Annotated in this window: 13 protein-coding genes; 7 read left to right on the forward strand and 6 right to left on the reverse strand. The window is 46.6% G+C overall.

All coding sequences use genetic code 11. The annotated features are described in order from the left end of the window. Positions 1-82 precede the first annotated feature (82 nt). The 6 genes from lpxA (at position 83) to QUB44_RS24220 (ending at position 5,561) form a co-directional block, all read left to right on the forward strand. Positions 83-877 (forward strand): acyl-ACP--UDP-N-acetylglucosamine O-acyltransferase, encoded by a 795-nt coding sequence (lpxA, locus tag QUB44_RS24195; RefSeq protein ID WP_333291913.1) that lies wholly within the window; start codon positions 83-85, stop codon positions 875-877. A gap of 41 nt (positions 878-918) precedes the next feature. Next, the gene (locus QUB44_RS24200; RefSeq protein ID WP_333371443.1) at positions 919-1,521 is read left to right on the forward strand and encodes a Uma2 family endonuclease; all 603 of its coding nucleotides are present in this window, start codon (positions 919-921) and stop codon (positions 1,519-1,521) included. Positions 1,522-1,530: 9 nt separating this feature from the next. Further along, positions 1,531-2,703 carry a lipid-A-disaccharide synthase gene (gene lpxB, locus QUB44_RS24205; RefSeq protein WP_333371445.1) on the forward strand — a complete coding sequence of 391 codons (1,173 nt, stop codon included), beginning with the start codon at positions 1,531-1,533 and terminating at the stop codon, positions 2,701-2,703. Between the two features lie 136 nt (positions 2,704-2,839). After that, the gene (locus QUB44_RS24210; RefSeq protein WP_333371447.1) at positions 2,840-4,120 is read left to right on the forward strand and encodes a DNA cytosine methyltransferase; all 1,281 of its coding nucleotides are present in this window, start codon (positions 2,840-2,842) and stop codon (positions 4,118-4,120) included. A 483-nt stretch (positions 4,121-4,603) separates the two neighbouring features. Next, a complete protein-coding gene (locus tag QUB44_RS24215) occupies positions 4,604-4,948 on the forward strand; it encodes a BON domain-containing protein (protein WP_333371449.1) in 345 nt (114 codons plus the stop codon). Between the two features lie 241 nt (positions 4,949-5,189). Then, positions 5,190-5,561, forward strand: a complete 372-nt coding sequence (locus QUB44_RS24220; protein ID WP_333371451.1) for a DUF4278 domain-containing protein — start codon at positions 5,190-5,192, stop codon at positions 5,559-5,561. 119 nt (positions 5,562-5,680) lie between these two features. Here the strand turns inward: QUB44_RS24220 and QUB44_RS24225 are convergent, their stop codons facing one another. From QUB44_RS24225 to QUB44_RS24250, 6 genes are all read right to left on the reverse strand, one after another. Continuing rightward, the gene (locus QUB44_RS24225; RefSeq protein WP_333371453.1) at positions 5,681-6,862 is read right to left on the reverse strand and encodes an RtcB family protein; all 1,182 of its coding nucleotides are present in this window, start codon (positions 6,860-6,862) and stop codon (positions 5,681-5,683) included. 326 nt (positions 6,863-7,188) lie between these two features. Continuing rightward, positions 7,189-10,413, reverse strand: coding sequence for an efflux RND transporter permease subunit (locus tag QUB44_RS24230; RefSeq protein ID WP_333371455.1), 3,225 nt, complete (start codon positions 10,411-10,413; stop codon positions 7,189-7,191). A 664-nt stretch (positions 10,414-11,077) separates the two neighbouring features. After that, positions 11,078-12,022 carry a GDP-L-fucose synthase gene (locus tag QUB44_RS24235; RefSeq protein WP_333371457.1) on the reverse strand — a complete coding sequence of 315 codons (945 nt, stop codon included), beginning with the start codon at positions 12,020-12,022 and terminating at the stop codon, positions 11,078-11,080. A 492-nt stretch (positions 12,023-12,514) separates the two neighbouring features. After that, positions 12,515-13,546: a GDP-mannose 4,6-dehydratase gene (gene gmd, locus QUB44_RS24240; protein WP_333371459.1), complete on the reverse strand. Its 1,032-nt coding sequence runs from the start codon at positions 13,544-13,546 to the stop codon at positions 12,515-12,517. A gap of 225 nt (positions 13,547-13,771) precedes the next feature. Beyond that, on the reverse strand, positions 13,772-14,503 hold the full coding sequence (locus QUB44_RS24245; RefSeq protein WP_333371461.1) for a sugar transferase: 732 nt from the start codon (positions 14,501-14,503) through the stop codon (positions 13,772-13,774). Positions 14,504-14,746: 243 nt separating this feature from the next. Beyond that, positions 14,747-15,913 (reverse strand): glycosyltransferase, encoded by a 1,167-nt coding sequence (locus QUB44_RS24250; RefSeq protein WP_333371463.1) that lies wholly within the window; start codon positions 15,911-15,913, stop codon positions 14,747-14,749. A 299-nt stretch (positions 15,914-16,212) separates the two neighbouring features. On the opposite strand from QUB44_RS24250, the gene QUB44_RS24255 reads away from it, so the two are divergent. Further along, complete coding sequence (locus QUB44_RS24255) at positions 16,213-18,303, forward strand: iron uptake porin (protein WP_333371465.1); 2,091 nt, start codon at positions 16,213-16,215, stop codon at positions 18,301-18,303. Positions 18,304-18,681 lie beyond the last annotated feature (378 nt).

The raw sequence follows: 18,681 nt of genomic DNA on the forward strand, positions 1-18,681 counted from the left end.
TATAACTAAGAACAGCCAACAGACAACAGCCAACAGTCAACAGACAACGGACAACAGCCAACTGACAACTGACAACTGAAAAATGCTTACTTTGATTCACCCAACTGCTGTGATTCATCCCCGCGCTGAACTTCACCCGACTGTAGAAGTGGGAGCTTATGCTGTAATTGGGGAAAGAGTGAAAATCGGGCCGGAGACTAAGATTGGCGCCCATGCAATTATCGACGGGCTAACAGAAATAGGCGCTCGCAATCAAATTTTTCCCGGTGCGGCGATTGGTTTGGAACCTCAAGATTTGAAATACGAGGGTTCTCTGACTAGGGTGAAAATTGGCGACAACAATCTGATTCGGGAATACGTGACAATCAACCGCGCTACAGGAGCCGGAGAAAGCACGACAATTGGCAATCATAATCTATTGATGGCTTATGTTCATGTGGGACACAATTGCGCGATCGCCGATCGAGTAATTATCGCCAATGCTGTAGCCTTAGCCGGACACGTTAAAATCGAGTCTCAAGCCCGATTGAGCGGTGTTTTGGGCGTTCACCAGTTTGTCCACATCGGCCGCTTGTCTATGGTGGGCGGCTTGAGCAGGATCGATCGAGACGTACCTCCTTATATGCTAGTCGAGGGGAATCCTTCGAGAGTGCGAGCAATCAACAAAATAGGCCTCGAACGCGCCGGTTTTACCGCAGAAGATTTGCTAGTTTTGAAGAAAACTTTTCGTATTCTATACCGTTCTGGCTACACTCTCGATCGAGCTTTGGAACAGTTGGATTTGTTGCCGGAAAATCCCCACTTGCAGCACCTGCAGAGATTTGTGCAGCAGTCTATAACCAAAGGGCGGCGCGGTTTGATTCCTGGCAAAAAGTAAATGAGGTAGAATAAACTTATGAACTAAGCGACTGTTGCCCGATGAATGTATATACTTCAGTCAAATCTACATCCCCTGAAACAGAACAAGATGGCTGCATCAGGTTCTCAGATGTTAGTTGGGAGCAATTTGAAGCGATAGAAGCAGCTTTTAAAGATGTCAGAGGTGTGAAGTTTTTCTATCTCGATAAAAAACTGCAAATTATAACTGTCTCGCCCGAACACGAAATAATCAAGAAAACTCTCTGTATGCTGCTAGAGGCATATATGAGAGCAAATGGGATTCGATTTTACGGCAAGGGCGGCCCGACTCTAGGTAACAGAGAATTAGGCGGTAGAAAAGAGCCAGATGATTCTTATGATATAGGAACGCAAAAAATAGTCCCAGATATTGCTATTGAAGTGGTAATTACCAGTGGCGGGATAAATACTCTAGAATTCTACAAAAGATTGGGCGTTCGGGAAGTCTGGTTTTGGCAAAATAGTCAGTTATCTATCTATTACTTAACAGGTGAAAATTATCAGGAGATGGCCCGGAGTACATTCATTCCCGATCAGGACTTAGAATTACTGCTACGCTGTGCTAATATGCCCGATCAATATGATGCTGTTACCGAGTTATTAGCAAACATCTCACCTGTATAAATTCAAAATATGAAAATTTTTATCAGCACTGGTGAGGTTTCGGGCGATTTGCAAGGAGCTTTGTTAGTTGCAGCCTTAAAACGTTACGCTGTCGCCGCTGGTTTGGAGTTAGAAATAACCGGATTGGGCGGCCCTCGTATGGCGGAAGCGGGTGCTACTATTTTAGGCGATACTTTGGGCATTGGTTCTATGGGCCTTATAGAATCAGTGCCGTACATTTGGCCCACAATCAAAGTTCAGCAAAAAGCTAAACAATATCTCAAAAACTTCCGCCCGGATGCTGTTGTATTGATTGATTATTTGACTCCTAATCTCGGTATTGGCAGCTATATCCGTCGCTGTTTGCCTGATTTGCCCGTGGTTTGGTACATCGCACCTCAAGAATGGGTTTGGTCGATTTCTCCTCGCAATACTGATCTGATTGTCAGTATTTGCGACCAACTTTTGGCAATTTTCCCAGAGGAAGCTAGTTATTATCAAAAAAAAGGAGCCCAAGTGAGTTGGGTTGGTCATCCTTTGGTGGATAGAATGCAATCTGCGCCCAGCCGGGAACTGGCCCGCAAAACTTTGGGAATTGTGCCGGAACAGGTGTCGATCGCCCTAATTCCCGCTTCCAGACACCAAGAACTCAAGTACCTGATGCCGGTTATATTTGAGGCCGCTCAAATTATTCAAGCTAAATTGCCGGAAGTTCATTTTTGGATTCCGCTTGCTAACAAAGCTTTTCGCAGCAAAATTGAACAGGCGATTGAGAATTACGGTTTGCGGGCTACTTTGTTAGAAAATCAAACTCTGGAAATCTTGGCCGCTGCCGATCTGGCGATTACTAAATCTGGTACTGTTAATCTGGAGTTGGCTTTGCTGGATGTTCCGCAAGTTGTCCTCTATCGCGTCAGTCCAATTACGGCTTGGATTTTTCGCCATGTGCTGAAATTTTCGATTCCTTTTATGTCTCCGCCCAATTTGGTGCAAATGAAGCCGATCGTCCCGGAGTTGCTGCAAGACGAGGCGACTGCGGAAAATATAGTGAACCACGCACTGGAATTGCTGCAAAATGCCGATCGACGCCAGCAAACTTTGGCGGGTTATCGGGAAATGCGGGAAAGTCTCGGAGATGTGGGTGTGTGCGATCGGGCCGCTGCGGAAATCATGAAAAATGTCAAATTAAATACAGCTTATTAAAGCATTTTTCGTATTGAAAGGTTATGTATAAACCCGGTTCCTTTGTGGCTGGATCGTAGACAAACCCACGATTTATTACCAGAAACGCGGTTGATTTCCTTAAGTTCTATTAAAGCAACTTTTTTATTGAAATGTGATGCCAAGCAATCGGAAAAAGCGACCGATCGCTGTTGATTTATTTGCAGGCGCGGGCGGCATGACTCTGGGCTTTGAACAAGCAGGTTTTGATGTACTTGCATCAGTCGAAATTGACCCTATTCACTGCGCCACACACGAGTTTAATTTCCCGCTATGTTCTATTCTGTGCAAAGATGTCACAGCGCTTACGGGCTCAGAAATTCGGAAAAAATCGGCGATCGGGCGGCGCGAGATTGACGTAGTAATCAGCGGTTCGCCCTGTCAAGGATTCTCGATGATGGGCAAGCGCGATGTGGATGACCCACGAAATTCTCTAATTTTTCACTTTCAGCGCTTAGTTTTGGAGCTAAAGCCCAAGTTTTTTGTAATGGAAAATGTGCCGGGAATTGCATCAGGAGAACACAAAGAACTCCTGAATGTTTTAATTAGCTCTTTTCTGAAACGGGGCTATAAAGTAGAAGAAAATTATCAAGTTCTCAACGCTGTTCACTATGGAGTGCCGCAAGCTCGCAAACGATTGTTTTTGATTGGGTGCAAAGAAGGTTATGAGCTACCAAAATACCCTCAGCAAACTACTATACTGCCAAAGATTAAAATTCCTAAACGCTATAAAAAAATTAATTTACCTGCTGTCCCGACAGTTTGGGATGCGATTGGAGATTTGCCGGAAGTGGAAAACTACAGCGAGTTGCTGCACCGAGATTGGGTGATGGCGGAGTACGGAAAGTGCAGCAATTATGCGAGTATAATGCGCGGAATTGATGGTTTGGATGATGATTATTCCTACGATCGCGAGTACGATCGACAAATCCTCTCTTGTAGTTTGCGAACTAAACATTCTCAGGAATGTATGGAAAGGTTTCACGCGGCAAAACATGGCGAAAAAGAGCCGATCAGCCGTTTTTACAAGCTTCACCTCGACGGAGTTTGCAACACTCTCAGGGCTGGAACCGATAGGGCGAGGGGGGCTTATACTTCGCCGAGACCGATTCACCCGATCGCCCCTCGGTGCATTACAGTCAGAGAAGCTGCGCGACTGCATTCCTATCCTGACTGGTTTAGATTTCACGTTACAAAATGGCACGGTTTTCGCCAAGTCGGAAATTCTGTACCTCCGCTATTGGCGAAAGCTGTAGCAGCGCAGATTATTAGCGCTTTAGGGGTGACAGCCTTTAAGCCGAGTCTCAAGCTGACATGGGGAGATGATTCCTTGCTTAAACTGAATTGGTCGGAAGCAGAACAATATTATCTAATATCAAATCCGTTAGCATCGGAATAGTAAATTCGAGTTCACTGTTGACGGTTGACGGTTCACTGTTCACTGTTCACTGTAAACCGTCAACATCATGTATGAGTGTAACCGGAAATGATATAAAAAGTTAAGAATTAGATTTACAGCTTATATGCAGGGCTACCCCCAATTAAGCACGGGTTTAGCGTCCCCTGTATCAGTGCTCACACTTCGATGACAAGCACGAGATGTCCCCAGTAGTTAAAAAAACCGGGAATGTATTCCGGCGCGCTGTGAAGTTTTTTCCAGGTAAAAGTGGGAACTATTTCGACTACTGGCCTGCAATCCAAGGCGTAGCGTCCTATACATAAAATAGCCAAATCAACATCTAGATATCAGGGGAAATTTGAGATTGTAAAAGTCTGCCGGAAAACATTTTGAGAAATTTCACTGAGTTTTGCAACAATTACAAGTCTTTTGGAATTCTAGAGCTATCGTGTAAAAAGTGTATTTTCAGGAGACTCAACTACTATGGGTTGGTTTAAAAGACTGTTCGGACTCGAAAAGCCTGCACCCCAGGCTGAACCGATGGCACAAGTAGTACAACAAGCAGCCCAAGCGCAATCCATCGCTCCTGCTAAAGTCGGCCCAGACGGAAATTTTGACGAAAGCGGCCTCGCGAAGCGGGTTGCTTTAGCTTTTGACGGCGATCCAGAAGTTGCTGATATCGAGACTGTTTATGTGGCTCAGCTCAGCAGCACGGTTGTTCTCAAAGGTCAAGTTCCTAGTCAGGAAATTCTCGACAAGTTGGTGGCGATCGCCTCTGCGGAAGAAGGTGCCACAAACGTGCAAACCGATCAGGTGACAGTTGGCTAGTTCTTCCCAAGCGAAGCAGTTTCGCTCCGGGTGCTGCTCGAATTAGTCAAAAACTCGATTAAACCCGCTCCGGCGGGTTTTTTCTTGCCGTCTGCCCCTCAAAATATTAATTATTGTAAATAAAAGCGATTTATCTAAAAAAACAGTATAATTGAATACAGAAACTAAAAAAGTTTTAGCGAAAAAAACCAAGCTAACCTGACTGCCCTTTTTATCTCCATACATATAAGGATCAAAAAATATGAAACTCACTTATCGCGGTTCAAACTACGAGTACGATATTCCGACAGTCGATATGATCGAAGGCGAAGTCGCGGGCAAATACCGGGGCCAAAACTGGAACTATCGGTATCCGAGACACATTCCCAACCCCAAAAAATACGGCGGCCCAAACTATACCAAAAAGCGAGATGCTCAAGCTGGCGATCGGGATGTCGCAGCAGCCCGCGCCTCAGCGGCGGTGGATTATTACCCAACAGTTGTGGAAGTGGCGCAAGTCCACCAGGCGAATATTTGCAATATTCTCGATCGTAGAAAGCAAGCAGCCAAGGCCAAGGGCGATGAAAGGCTGCTGCGCTTGCTAGAAATTGAGTGGCAGCAGATGGTCTGTTAGAGAAAAAGTTCAGAAAACAAAGCGTTTGTCAAGAGGGGGAAATCGAGTTAAGCTCAATTTCCCCCTTCTTCCTATACAGCACTTTTCAGGTAAGTTGAGTACAAATAAACCTGTTCCTGTCAACCCTTGACACAAACCACCTGCTTCAAAGTCGCCACAACTTCCACCAAATCCGACTGCTGACTCATCACCTCATCAATCGGCTTATAAGCCCCCGGAATTTCATCTAAAAATTGCTCATCTTTCCGGCACTCAACCCCCTCAGTCTGCCGCACAAAATCATCCAGAGTGAATACATTCTTCGCTTGAGTGCGAGACATCAAGCGCCCCGCACCGTGACTGCAACTACAGTAACTTTCAGCATTTCCCTTCCCTTTAACAATAAAAGATTTCGCCCCCATCGAACCCGGAATAATCCCGTAATCCTCTACATCCGCGCGCACAGCACCCTTGCGAGTCACATACACATCTTCCCCAAAATGCACCTCTTTTTCTGCGTAATTGTGGTGGCAATTCACCTCTAATAACGGCTTAACAGATTTGCCGCCCGCGACGTGCTTTTCCACAATTCGCTTAAACCGATTCATCATTACATCGCGATTAAAACGAGCATAATCTTGCGCCCACTGCAAATCGTGCCAGTAAGCCGCAAACTCCCGCGTGCCCGCTACAAAATAAGCCAAATCTTTGTCAGCCAAACTAATTTCTGCCAGTTTAGCTAAATCTTTAGCAGTCTCGATATGCTGCTGTGCGAGCAAATTCCCAATGCCGCGAGAACCGGAATGCAGCATCAGCCAAACAAAGTTTTCAGTATCAACGCAAACCTCAATAAAATGATTACCGCCACCGAGAGAACCCATTTGTTTTAAGGCTTTATTGTCTTGGTGCTGCACGCCTTGATGAAGTTCCTTAAATTCTCGCCATCCCTGCCAGTTGGTGACAGTTTTTTCTACTTCCTTGTTTTCCGCAAATCCCACGGGAATTGCAGATTCGATATCGAGGCGAATTTGTTTGAGTTTGCCTTCTAATTTGTTTGCGGTGAAAGGCATTTTAATGGCAGCCATCCCGCAACCCAGATCAACGCCCACAGCAGCCGGAATAATCGCTTCTTTTGTGGCAATTACTGAACCGACTAAAGCACCTTTTCCTAAATGTACATCCGGCATTAGTGCGACGTGTTTGAATACAAAGGGCAAAGATGCTACGTTTGCGGTCATCTTGGTTTCTTTTTCGCCCAGGGCGTGATTTGCCCAAGATAATACTGGTTTTGGGGCTGATATGTCTAATTTTTCGTAGGGCATTTTTGTTTAAGTTTGTTTGGCCAGTTGGGCTATGTAGTATATACTGTAGTATAAATAATTTCTAATGTCAAATTCACCTTACTGGCTGATTTTATTACGCTGCGTCAGCTTAACATCCAATGCAGCACCGATATTTTTGGTAAGTCCGACAGTCCGACAGGGAATGAATTCCCTGTCTCATAGCAAAAGTCCTCTAAAAGAGGACTGAAATCGATAAGGCTTTCCCTCACAATCAGCAGTCGGTTAAAAACCGACTTTCGCTATGAGGCAGGGGTTTAAACCCCTGTCGGATTGTGGGAAAAGTGCGTATTTGCTGACCCTACATTTTACAAATTCGGAGTCTTTCTCGCCACCTTCTGCACGGGAATAGCAACCGCCTGCGGTTTCTTCTTCCCTGCAAACATCCCAAAGAAGTCGTGCAGCAAAATATAGAAACACGGAATGATAAACAGCGTCAGCAGCGTCGCCAGCGACAAACCGGAAAACACCACCACACCCAAAGGTTGCAAGAATTCCGAACCGTCTCCAATGCCCAAAGCTAGGGGAAATAAACCCAAAACTGTGGTAATAGTTGTCATCAAAATCGGACGCAAGCGCTGAGGTGCCGCCCTGAGAATTGCTGTTGTGCGATCGACCTTTTCATCTTCCCGAATTTGGTTCGCCAACTCCACCATAATAATCGCATTATTTACCACAATTCCCACCAGCAAAATCGCCCCCACAATCACCGTTGCGCCGATCGCAGTTTTAGTCGCATACAACCCGAAAATCCCCCCAGCCAAAGCCAGAGGCACCGTTAACATAATCACCAGCGGATCGACAAGTGAATTGTACTGCACCGCCATCACCACAAATACCAAAAACGCCGCCAAAGAGCCCAAAACAATCAGCGAACTTTGCAATTCCCGGTTAGTTTCAGCCGCAGAACTCGGTATAACTCGCACTCCCTGCGGCAATTTGATTTCAGACAAAACAGCATCCACTTGTTTCAAAGCATCGCCCAAACTCGCGCCCTTATTAACATTCCCAGCAATCATGAAAACTTGGCGCTGGTTAAGCCTTTGAATTTCCCCAGGCGCTTTTCCCAGTTCAATATTCGCCACATCGCTCAAGCGGATAATGCTGTTATCCCTAGCAGTTAAAGGGATAAATTTTAGTGCGGAAATCGATTGAACAGCAGCGCGATCGAACTGTACCCGCACATCAACCAAACGGTTTCCCCGCTGCAATTGCGTAGGAACAGAACCTTGAATTGCTGTCTGAATCGCCTCTCCAATTTGCCTCGCATTCAACCCGTAGATTTCCGCTTGTTCCCAGTTGGGGCGAATCTGCACTTCCGTTTGCTGTGGGTCTGCATCCGGGCGAAAAGTAGCTAAATTTACCTTCTGATCCAAAGTTGCCAATATCTCGCGGCCGGCTTGCTGCAATATTTGTTCGTTTTCGCCCTGAAGCAGGACATCAACTTCCGCGCCGCGCACTGGCGAATTAGTTAAAACCAAACCCCGCACGTTTTCTGGATTCAGGCGCAAACGAGTATTTTTGGGCAAATCAATTTTTTTATTCAATTCTTGCGTAACTCGCTGCACAAAATCCAATGTATTTGTGCCAGGTTTCAGCGTAATGTTGCAGCCGCCGCGCAGCACATTCTCAACCGTATTGTTGCCGAACAACAGCCCGCCCACTGTCGTTAAAGTGTATTGAGTTTCTGGTTGGCTGAGGATAATTTTATCCGCTTCTGCCATGATTTTTTGGTTGGTTGCCAAATTTGTGCCTGCAGGAAACAAAGCAAACAATCTCGCTTGACCAGTATTAATTCTGGGCAATATTTCTTGGGGGATTTGACCAGCCATCAGCCAACTGCCACCGCCCAATCCAATAATCGCTACTGCAATGATAATCAACCGCCAGCGCACTACTCCCGATAAAAATTTACCGTAGCCGGCGGTAGCATTAGTAAAAGATCGATCGAATGCGCGCAGCGGCCAAAAGTTGCTCAAACCGCTGGATACCCGCAGCGCTAGCAGCCGAGAAGCCATCATCGGTACAACTGTCAATCCGACAATCAGAGAGGCGGCGACGGAAAAGGTGATGGTGAGAATTAATTCGTTGAAAAGTAAGGCAACTAAGCCGCCTATTAGCAAAAATGGCAGTACAGCAACTAAGTTAGTGATGGTGGAAGCAAATAAAGCGGATTCTAATTCTTGGCTGCTTTTTTCTGCTTGCTGCATCAATTGCTTGTTACTTAAACGCTGACCGTTTGCAGTGTTTTTATTGCTGGTTCCTTCGACAATATTCTCCAGCATCACGATCGAGTTATCGACCACAATTCCCACACCCAGCGCCAAACCCCCTAAACTGAAAACGTTCAGAGATAGGCCAAAAACTCCCATCAGGATAATCGCCATTAAAGTTGCGAGGGGAATTGCTAGGACAATAATCAAAGTTTGGCGAAGGGAAGCCAGGAACAGCAATACAGATGCCCCCGCTAAAACAGCCCCGGTTAAACCAGAAAATAGGACGTTGCTAATAGAATCGCGGATGAACTTAGACTCGTCGAAGGTATTGACGATAGTCGTGCCTTCGGGAATTGCCCCGGATGCTTTTAATTCTTCTAGCCGCTTTTTGATGCCATCTACAACTGAGATTGTATTCGCGTCCGGCTGCTTTTGAATGCTAATTTTTACGGCGGATTTCTGATTGAGAAATACTTTAACTCGTTCTTCTTCTGTACCGTCAATTACCTGAGCAAAATCGCGCAAAAACACTCGTCTGGGCGGATTAGAACCCGATGCTTGAAACGAAATTTCCTGAATTTCTTTTGCATTCTGAAACCGCCCCACAGTGCGGGTTAAAGGTTCCGCAGCTTCTTGCCGCAGCCGCCCGCCGGAAGTGTCGAGGTTGCGGGATTCCAGCGCTGATAAAACGTCGGAAATACTGACACCTAAAGATTGCAAGCGATTTAAGTCAATATTTACTTGAATTTCTTCTTGCACGCCGCCGGCAACGTCAATTGCTGCTATTCCAGGAATTACGTTTAGTTCTCTGGATAATTCTTCGTCGGCAAATACGCGCAAATCAACTCCTTGCAAGGAGTCGGAAGTGAGGGCAAATTCGTAAATCGGCTGCTGGGAAGGGTCAACTTTGAAGAGTCTGGGGGATTCAACGGTATCGGGAAGTCGGTTGCGGATGCGGTTGACCGCGGCGGTGGCATCGTTGAGGGCCTGGTCGATGTTGCCCCCCGGTCTGAAGAATAAATCGACGCTGACTTGTCCTTCGCGAGTGCGGGAGAAAACTTGCATGACCCCTTCAGTGGCGGAAAGTCCTTGTTCGAGGGGGCGGGTAACTTCGTCTATTGCTACTTCTGGGGAGACTCCGGGGGCGTCTAAGCGCACGCCGATGCGGGGATAGGTGATGGAGGGCAGCAAGTCAACGGGCAGTTGGGTGATATAAAAAAAGCCCACGATTATAATAGCAAGTGTCAGCATGAGGGTGCCGATGTGGCGACGAATGGCGGTCGCGCTAATACTGAATCCGGGTTTGTCGGCTGTCATTTGATTTTAGATTTTAGATTGGAAATTTTACACCGTCAGTCAGCCTGCAAAGGAATGAATCGCGCGGCTAGTGACCAAATTGTTTTCGGTCAGGTTTGATTTTGTATAGGGAGTGAGAGAATATTTACGCTCCGCACCTGACAAGTATAATAAATTTTAATAAATTGTGAAAAATGTTTTTTTGAATATTCCTTTAGAGGTAGTCGATCGCCCAAAACGCAGATTGGCATAAGTTGCGATCGGCTTTTTTATCGATCGAAAGCAATTGCGATTTACCGCCCGGAGTGGGGGCGGGTTTACTATATTGTTGGTCTTACCCACAGATTGTTTGTAAAACCCGCCCTTCCATTCTTATTCGGCGTTGCTGATTTACGGTATGAAAGGCTAAATATGCCGCGTCTTCCGTACTTAGTGTGTTAATTTATCGAAAATTAATGGCATAATTTTTTACACCGCAAGGGTTTCCGGTCTTACTTGAGTTAATTTGGAGGCATTTTTTCCTTCGATTCATACATAGCTTGAGTTTTAACTACTTAAACTAATCGTTTGGTACACCAAGTAAGGGAGAGCCAGCTTTACTAACAAGTTCTTTCTGCTGATTTACTTCCATTCACCACCTTTCCTAAAAAAACCCGGTTTCTTCAAGAAACCGGGTTTTTCACACTCAAACTGCGTGTTTTCGATACCAATCAATCGTATTTTTCAATCCTTCCTTAAACTTCACCTCCGCAACAAAACCAAACTTTTCCTTGGCCCTTTGGGTATCCAAACAGCGGCGCGGCTGACCGTTCGGTTTGTCTGTTTCCCAAACAATTTCACCCTCAAATCCCATCAATTCGCAAATGGTTTCCACTAAATCGCGAATTTTAACTTCGCTATTCGTTCCCAAATTAACCGGGTCAGATTCACTGTAATCTTGCGTTGCCATCACAATTCCTCGGGCGGCATCTGTGGAATACAAAAACTCGCGGCTAGGGCTGCCGTCGCCCCAAACTGGCAGTGTTTTGTCTCCCCTTTCTTGGGCTTCGTAGACTTTGCGAATTAATGCGGGGATGACGTGGGAACTTTTCGGGTCAAAGTTATCTTCCGGGCCGTACAGATTTACTGGTAGCAAGTAGATACCGTTGAATCCGTATTGCTGGCGGTAGGATTGCAGTTGTACTAATAAAGCTTTTTTGGCAATTCCGTAAGGTGCGTTAGTTACCTCTGGATAGCCGTTCCACAGGTCGTCTTCTTTGAAAGGAACTGGGGTTAAATTGGGATAAGCGCAAATCGTGCCGACGCAGACAAATTTTTCGACTCCGGCTTCGTAGGCGGCGTGGATTAGTTGCGCGCCCATCATCAAATTATCGTAAAATAATTCAGCGGGTTTGACTAGGTTTAAACCGATGCCGCCGACGTGTGCGGCGAGGTGAATGATGATATCTTGTTGGTCGGCGGCGCGCTTGCAGTTTTCCATGACACGGAGGTCGCTGTCGCGCGATCGAGTCACCGAAATTTTATCAGCATCTGCCCCTGCTTTCACTAACTGGTCGATTACCTGACGGCCCAAGAAACCGGCGCCGCCCGTGACTAGAATGCGTTTGTTGCTTAAATCCAAGCTGGTCATAATTTTAGCCTCGGGATTTTGAATAAAGGGCGATCGACAATTTCAATTCTAAAATTGTTGCTTTAGCAAAAAAAGCTTTCAGCTACAGGATGAGGTTGCCCACAAATCTGTTTTAGCTGCTGCTGATAGGGACTGCTCCGTGCACACCCGAAAGTTAGATTTATTAGTAGCGAGTCCTCAACTATCATTTTAATGTTTTTATTAGCCCGCACCTCCGAAAATTTTGGGAGCAATTAAGCGGGTTCTTTGAATGTCGATCGTGCTAATATAGCGGTTCTCAAGCGTGGTGAGGTATGGGGGCGAGTCCTATGCCCTATGCCCTATGCCCTATGAGCACCTCATGTTACTGAGAAAGGCTATAGCTGTAACAATCCTCTGATCAGTTGTGAAGTGTTTGCAACGGCAATCATCCGGTGCGCGCCTTTCGCCAAAGGGGTAGACACGGGGCCCTACCCCTACAAATTGTTCGCAGTGACCGCTTTGTTTAGCGACTTAATCAAATCCGTTGCCCGAACCCCGACCTTGCTCCTCTAAAGCTTTCATGTCAGCATCTACCATTAAATGTACTAACTCCTGAAAAGTTACAGAAGGTTCCCAATTTAATTGCTGGCGCGCCTTAGTCGAATCGCCAATCAACAGTTCGACTTCTGCAGGACGCAAGTAGCGTTCGTCAAACTCCACATATTTTTGCCAATCTAAATTGACGTAAGTAAAAGCCAAATCGAGAAATTCCTTAATGGAATGGGTCTCGTTGGTAGCAATGACATAATCATCAGGCTTGTCTTGTTGCAGCATCAGCCACATCGCCCGCACGTAGTCCTTAGCATAGCCCCAGTCCCGCTTGGAATCGAGATTGCCCAAGAAAATCTTTTTCTGCTTGCCGGCGACTATTCTGGCAACGGCGCGAGTAATTTTGCGGGTGACAAAAGTTTCGCCCCGGCGCGGAGATTCGTGGTTGAACAATATGCCGTTGGAGGCAAAAAGTCCGTAAGATTCGCGATAATTTACTGTTTGCCAATGACCGTAAACTTTGGCGCAGGCGTAAGGACTTCTGGGATAAAAAGGAGTTGTTTCCTTCTGCGGAACTTCCTGCACCAAACCGAACATTTCCGAAGAACCAGCTTGATAGAACCGCACTTCTATGCCGGTGCGGCGCTGATAGTCCCGAATTGCTTCTAGCAGCCGCAATACTCCCATTCCTACTGTGTCAACCGTATATTCCGGCGAGTCAAAACTGACTCGAACGTGAGATTGAGCGCCTAAGTTATAAATTTCTACCGGCTGAACTTCTTCCAATATCCGGCGGAGAGTAGTGCCGTCCGTTAAGTCGCCGTAGTGCAGAAATAACTGTGCGCCCTCGCTGTGAGGATCGACATAAATGTGGTCAATTCGATCGGTATTGAAACTAGAACTGCGCCGGATAATGCCGTGAACTTCATATCCTTTTTCTAACAGTAATTCGCTCAAGTAGGAGCCGTCTTGACCTGTAATACCTGTTATTAGCGCTCGCTTGCGTTGCGTCATCTGATTTTCCTTTGACAGGCTGTGTTAATTCACAATAAATTTTTTGGCAGAGGCTGTTGCTCGCTGCCGGCCGTATTCTCAAACTCTACGGTAACTCACAATTCTCCGATCGGCATCAAGGAACTGTTTAGTTTTGACAAAGAGTTTGTCGCTTGCTGTCAGTAGTCAGCATCAGTGGCCAGTAATAAATAAAACTAACTACTGATTGCTGACTGCGGACAAAAATTAATATGCGCCGTTATTTTTGGGAAAAATCACAACTCCAATTGTTTTGAAAAGAATCCACATATCCATCCAAAGGTTTTTGTCATTTGCGTAATAGAGGTCTATTTGGACTCGGCGGGGATAGGGAATGTCGTTGCGACCAGACACTTGCCACAAGCCTGTAATTCCAGGTCTTATGGTGAGAATTTGGTTGATGTGACGGCCGTATCTCGGCAGTTCTTCTTCAACTAAAGGTCTGGGTCCTACGACGCTCATATCTCCTTTTAAAACATTCCAAAACTGGGGAAACTCGTCTAAACTGGTCATTCGTAAAAATCTTCCAATCCAGGTAATTCGAGGGTCTTGTTTCAGCTTGAAATTGTCCTCAAACTCTTGACGCAAATGCGGAGAATTTTCCATGATTTCCAGCAATATATCGTCCGCATTTTCCACCATCGTTCTGAATTTAAGGCAATAAAACCTTTTACGGTTTTTGCCTACTCGTTCCTGTACGTAAAAAATAGGACCGGGCGAGCTTAAGGCGATTAAGAAAGCCAAAAGCAGGTAAACCGGAGCAAACAGGATCAGAACCGATAAGGAAAACAGGATGTCAAATAACCGCTTGAAAAGTTCTCCGTCGAGGCTCTGTAGAGAACGACTTATGCGTCTATCTCCTTGCAGGACAGACCCAAAACCGCGTCTTGCGATCGCTCGAATTACCTTGCCGGAGATTAGTTGGCTGTCGGCAGTCATCTTACTCCTTCACTTCACACCACACACAGTCCTGATCATAAAGCCTCAAGACGCTTTGTTCTCTCAATTATGTTTCCAATACTCAATTTTCTGCCTTCAGAAGGCTTCAAAAGGCAGAAGGAAGAAGGAAAAGGGCTTCTGGCGGCAGAAGGAAGAAGGCATCAGGCACCTATCCAGAGGCCTTCTGAAGGCACTTATACAAAGGCAGAAGGAAGATTGTCCCGCTATGGGGCTCTGGCACTCTCAAGCCCCAGACTCAGTAAAATCACGGGAGTGAAATTCCTGATAGCAGCGTTCCACAAAAGCTAGATAGCGCTGCCCAAAAACTTCGGAGGCAAACTGTTCAGCGCGCAACCTGCAGATTTCTGGCTCAAATTTGCCTTGCAACTGCTCAAATTCCTCGACAGCCTCGACTAATGCTGGTGCGGTTTGGGAGGAAAAAAATAAACCAGTCCCAGTCTCTGGGTGTTGGCGAATGTCGAGGACTGTCTCCAAAGCGCCCCCTGCTGCATAGGAAATTACCGGCGTTCCGCAAGCTTGAGCCTCTACCAAAGCTATGCCAAAATCTTCGCAAGCTGCATATACAAAGGCTTTCGCCTCTGCCATGTACTTTTCCACTATGGAGGCGGGCTGCCAGCCGAGCACTTGCACGTTGGGTTTGGCGATTTGCCGAATCATTTCTAATTCTGGCCCGGTGCCGATGACAATTAGAGTATGCCCGAGTTGATTGAATGCTTGGACGATCGCACTTACGTTTTTGTAACTTACCAACCGACACACTGTGACGTAAAAGTCTTGTTTTTGCCGCATCAAGGAAAATCGCTCGATGTTTACCGGCGGATAAATCACCTGGGCCCGCCGCCGATAGCACCGCCAAATCCGGCGCGCAGTGTGTTGAGAGTTAGCGATGAAATAATCCACGCGATTGGCGGAAATTACGTCCCACTGCCGCAGTCGATGCAACAAATATCGCGTCAGCAGACCCTGGATGCCCCGTCCGGCTTTGCTGCTACGCAAATAGTCAAAAGTTAAGTCCCAAGCGTAACGCATGGGCGTGTGGCAGTAGCAGACGTGCATTTGCTGGGGACTGCTGAGGATGCCTTTGGCGACGGCATGGGATGATGAGAGAATGATGTCGTATTCTCGCAGATCTAGTTGTTCGATCGCGATCGGCAGAAATGGCAGATATTTTTGGACGCCGCTGCGGGCTGCGGGAAAGTGCTGCAAAAATGTTGTGCCAATCTGTCGCCCGAAAAGATAGCTTTCGGGATTGGCTGATTCAAAGTCGATGAGGGCATAGACATCTGCCTCGTCTACGTGTTTGAGGATTTCCTGTACTACCAGTTCTGAACCGCCAGTAGCTAAGGGCGTCAACCATTCGTGAACTAGGGCGTATTTGAGTTTTTTCACTTGTATTTGTAGCCGATCAAACGATTTGTTAGCGCCAGTGCTGTCAATATTAGTCTTAGTGAGGGCTCACTTACGCAATATCGAACCATCAACCAGGTTTCTACGTAGGTATCTAGCTCAAACCAAGGATTTTGGGAATAAACGGGGTTTTTGTGAAATCAGCGGCAGCAAAACTGCACTCTCCGGCAGCGATTTCCCCAATTGTTGACAAGAAATACTATTAGGCAGAATATTGAAGGTGATTTGCTGGCGCCTAAATCTTCGGAACGGGCGATCGGCTCAATGTGGTGTGAGGAAAAATGTCCAAATTTTTGTGGAAGGGACTTTTAGTTAGTCCCGCTGTATTGGCAGCAAGTTTAGTCGTATCTTCGACGGCGCTAGCAGCAGAGCAACCTGTAGAAATTGCCACCACAGATCAAGCTCATCAATTGCCATTAGCAGGTGCTGCAACCGAGGCGGCAAAGTCTGAGACTGCAGCAGTGGCGGTCGAAGCAGCGCCACTAGCTAGTAAATCAACTGTTGAAACTATTGAGAAAGAAAGTGCGAACCTCTACGAGAGCTTGACTAATGAGCCGATCGCCCCAGTTGCCGAACAAGCAAAAGCACCCGAAGTTGCAGCAGCAGATTTAGGCGAAACCAAACCCGCAGTAGCGCCCGCAAATTTAAGTGCCGAACAACCTGTCACGGAGCAAATCCCCGCAGTAGCGCCCGCAAACTTAAGCGAAACGCAACCCGCCGTTGCACCGACTAATTTAAACGCGGAAAAATCCGCCGCACAGCCCGAGCAAATTTCCCAATCGCCCGACGATCCAAGTGCCCAACCTCAAGCACAGTCGAATGTTTTAGAACAAATCAACCAATACAGCGCAGAAGACAGCAGCAGCGAAGATCCGGCCGGCCAAGTAACTTCTGTTTCGCAACTTTCCGACGTTCGACCCACCGATTGGGCTTTTCAAGCTTTGCAATCCCTAGTAGAGCGCTACGGCTGCATAGCTGGCTATCCTGACGGCACTTTCCGAGGCAACCGCGCGATGACTCGCTACGAGTTTGCAGCCGGTTTAAATGCGTGTTTGGATAAAGTTAGTGAGCTGATTCAAGGCGGTTCCAGAAATCTGGCGACGCGAGAAGATTTGGCTTCTGTGCAAAGGTTGCAAGAAGAATTTGCGGCGGAATTGGCAACTTTACGTGGCCGCGTCGATGCTTTGGAAGCCCGCGCCTCTGAATTAGAAGCAAATCAGTTTTCAACTACGACTAAACTCAACGGCGAAGTCATATTTGGTTTGGCGGGTATCGCCAGGGGAGAGGATGCTGAAGGTAACGATGCCGATAAAGCGACGGCTTTTGGCAGCAGGGTTCGTATCAATTTCGACACGAGTTTCTCTGGAGAAGATTTGCTGAGAACTCGACTGCAAGTTTTGAATCTGGGTTCGTTTTCTACTAATAATACGAAAACCGCTGAAGGGGAATTGCGGTTTAATGCCGGGCCTTTTGGCGAGGCTAGCAATACTGTAGGTTTAGATGCGCTGCTTTACCAATTCCCTCTCGGCAAAAGCACTACTGTAATTCTAGAAGCCAACGCCGGCGCTGCTGACGATTTTACCAACACTGTCAACCCTTACTTTGACGGAGACGGCAGCTACGGCGCTCTTTCTAACTTCGGTACTCGCAACCCGATTTACTATTTAACTGGTGGTTCTGGCATCGGTCTGCGGCATCAGTTTGGGGAAAAACTGGAACTGAGTTTGGGATATTTGGCCGGCAATGCTGCGGACCCGACGCGGGGAAATGGTTTGTTCAACGGCTCTTACGGCGGTTTGGCTCAGTTGACTTTCAAACCGAGCGAGAGCATGGCTTTAGGTTTAACTTACGTTAACTCCTACAACTTCGTCACCGGTACCGGCAGCAATGCTTCTAATTTCCCGGCGCGTCTAGGTTCCTTTGGGTTCGACAGCGATAGCACTCTGCCAGTTTCTAGCAATTCCTACGGCGCGCAAGCTTCGTGGCAGTTGAACCGGAGATTTGCAATTGGCGGTTGGGCGGGTTACACCAACCAGCGCATTTTATCCAACTTGGCTACTCCTACGGGTTCTGTGCAGCGGGGAGACCAAAAAATCTGGAACTGGGCCGTTACTTTGGCTTTTCCCGATTTGTTGAAAGAAGGAAATATGGCGGGAATTCTGGTAGGTATGGAGCCGCGGGTGACGAATTCTACTAATCGGACTTTGCCGGAAGATAAGGATACTTCGCTGCACCTTGAAGGTTTTTATCAGTTTAAGTTGAGCGACAATATTTCTGTCACTCCTGGCCTGATTTGGCTGACTGCTCCCGACCACAATAAAGATAATTCTGATTTGGTGATTGGGGTTGTCAGAACGACGTTTACTTTCTAGGAGCAGCCCTTGGGGATTTTAGATTTTAGATTTTAGATTGGCGGTTTTAATCTAAAATCTAAAATCGCCAATCTAAAATTGTCTGAGTTGGGGTTTAATGTTTAAACAGAAACGACCAGCTTTTGCTAAAGCTGGTCTGCACAAATAGTTAAATCCGTTGTGTTCCCACAGTGTTTTTCTCACAGTGAGGAAACCCAAGTTGCACGTTTCTTTGCAGCGGGTTCTCAAAGAAATATCATCTCTCTTAAGCGGTATTATAACAACAAAATTTAATTTTGTGTAATAAAACTTTACATTACAGCCCACATTCCGCAGATGTCGGTCGGATTTCTTTATCAGTTGTGAAAACTTGGAAGCCAAACGCTTTTAGGCTGAAAT

This window comes from Microcoleus sp. AT3-D2 (assembly GCF_036705715.1).
In the GTDB taxonomy this organism is placed as follows: domain Bacteria; phylum Cyanobacteriota; class Cyanobacteriia; order Cyanobacteriales; family Microcoleaceae; genus Microcoleus.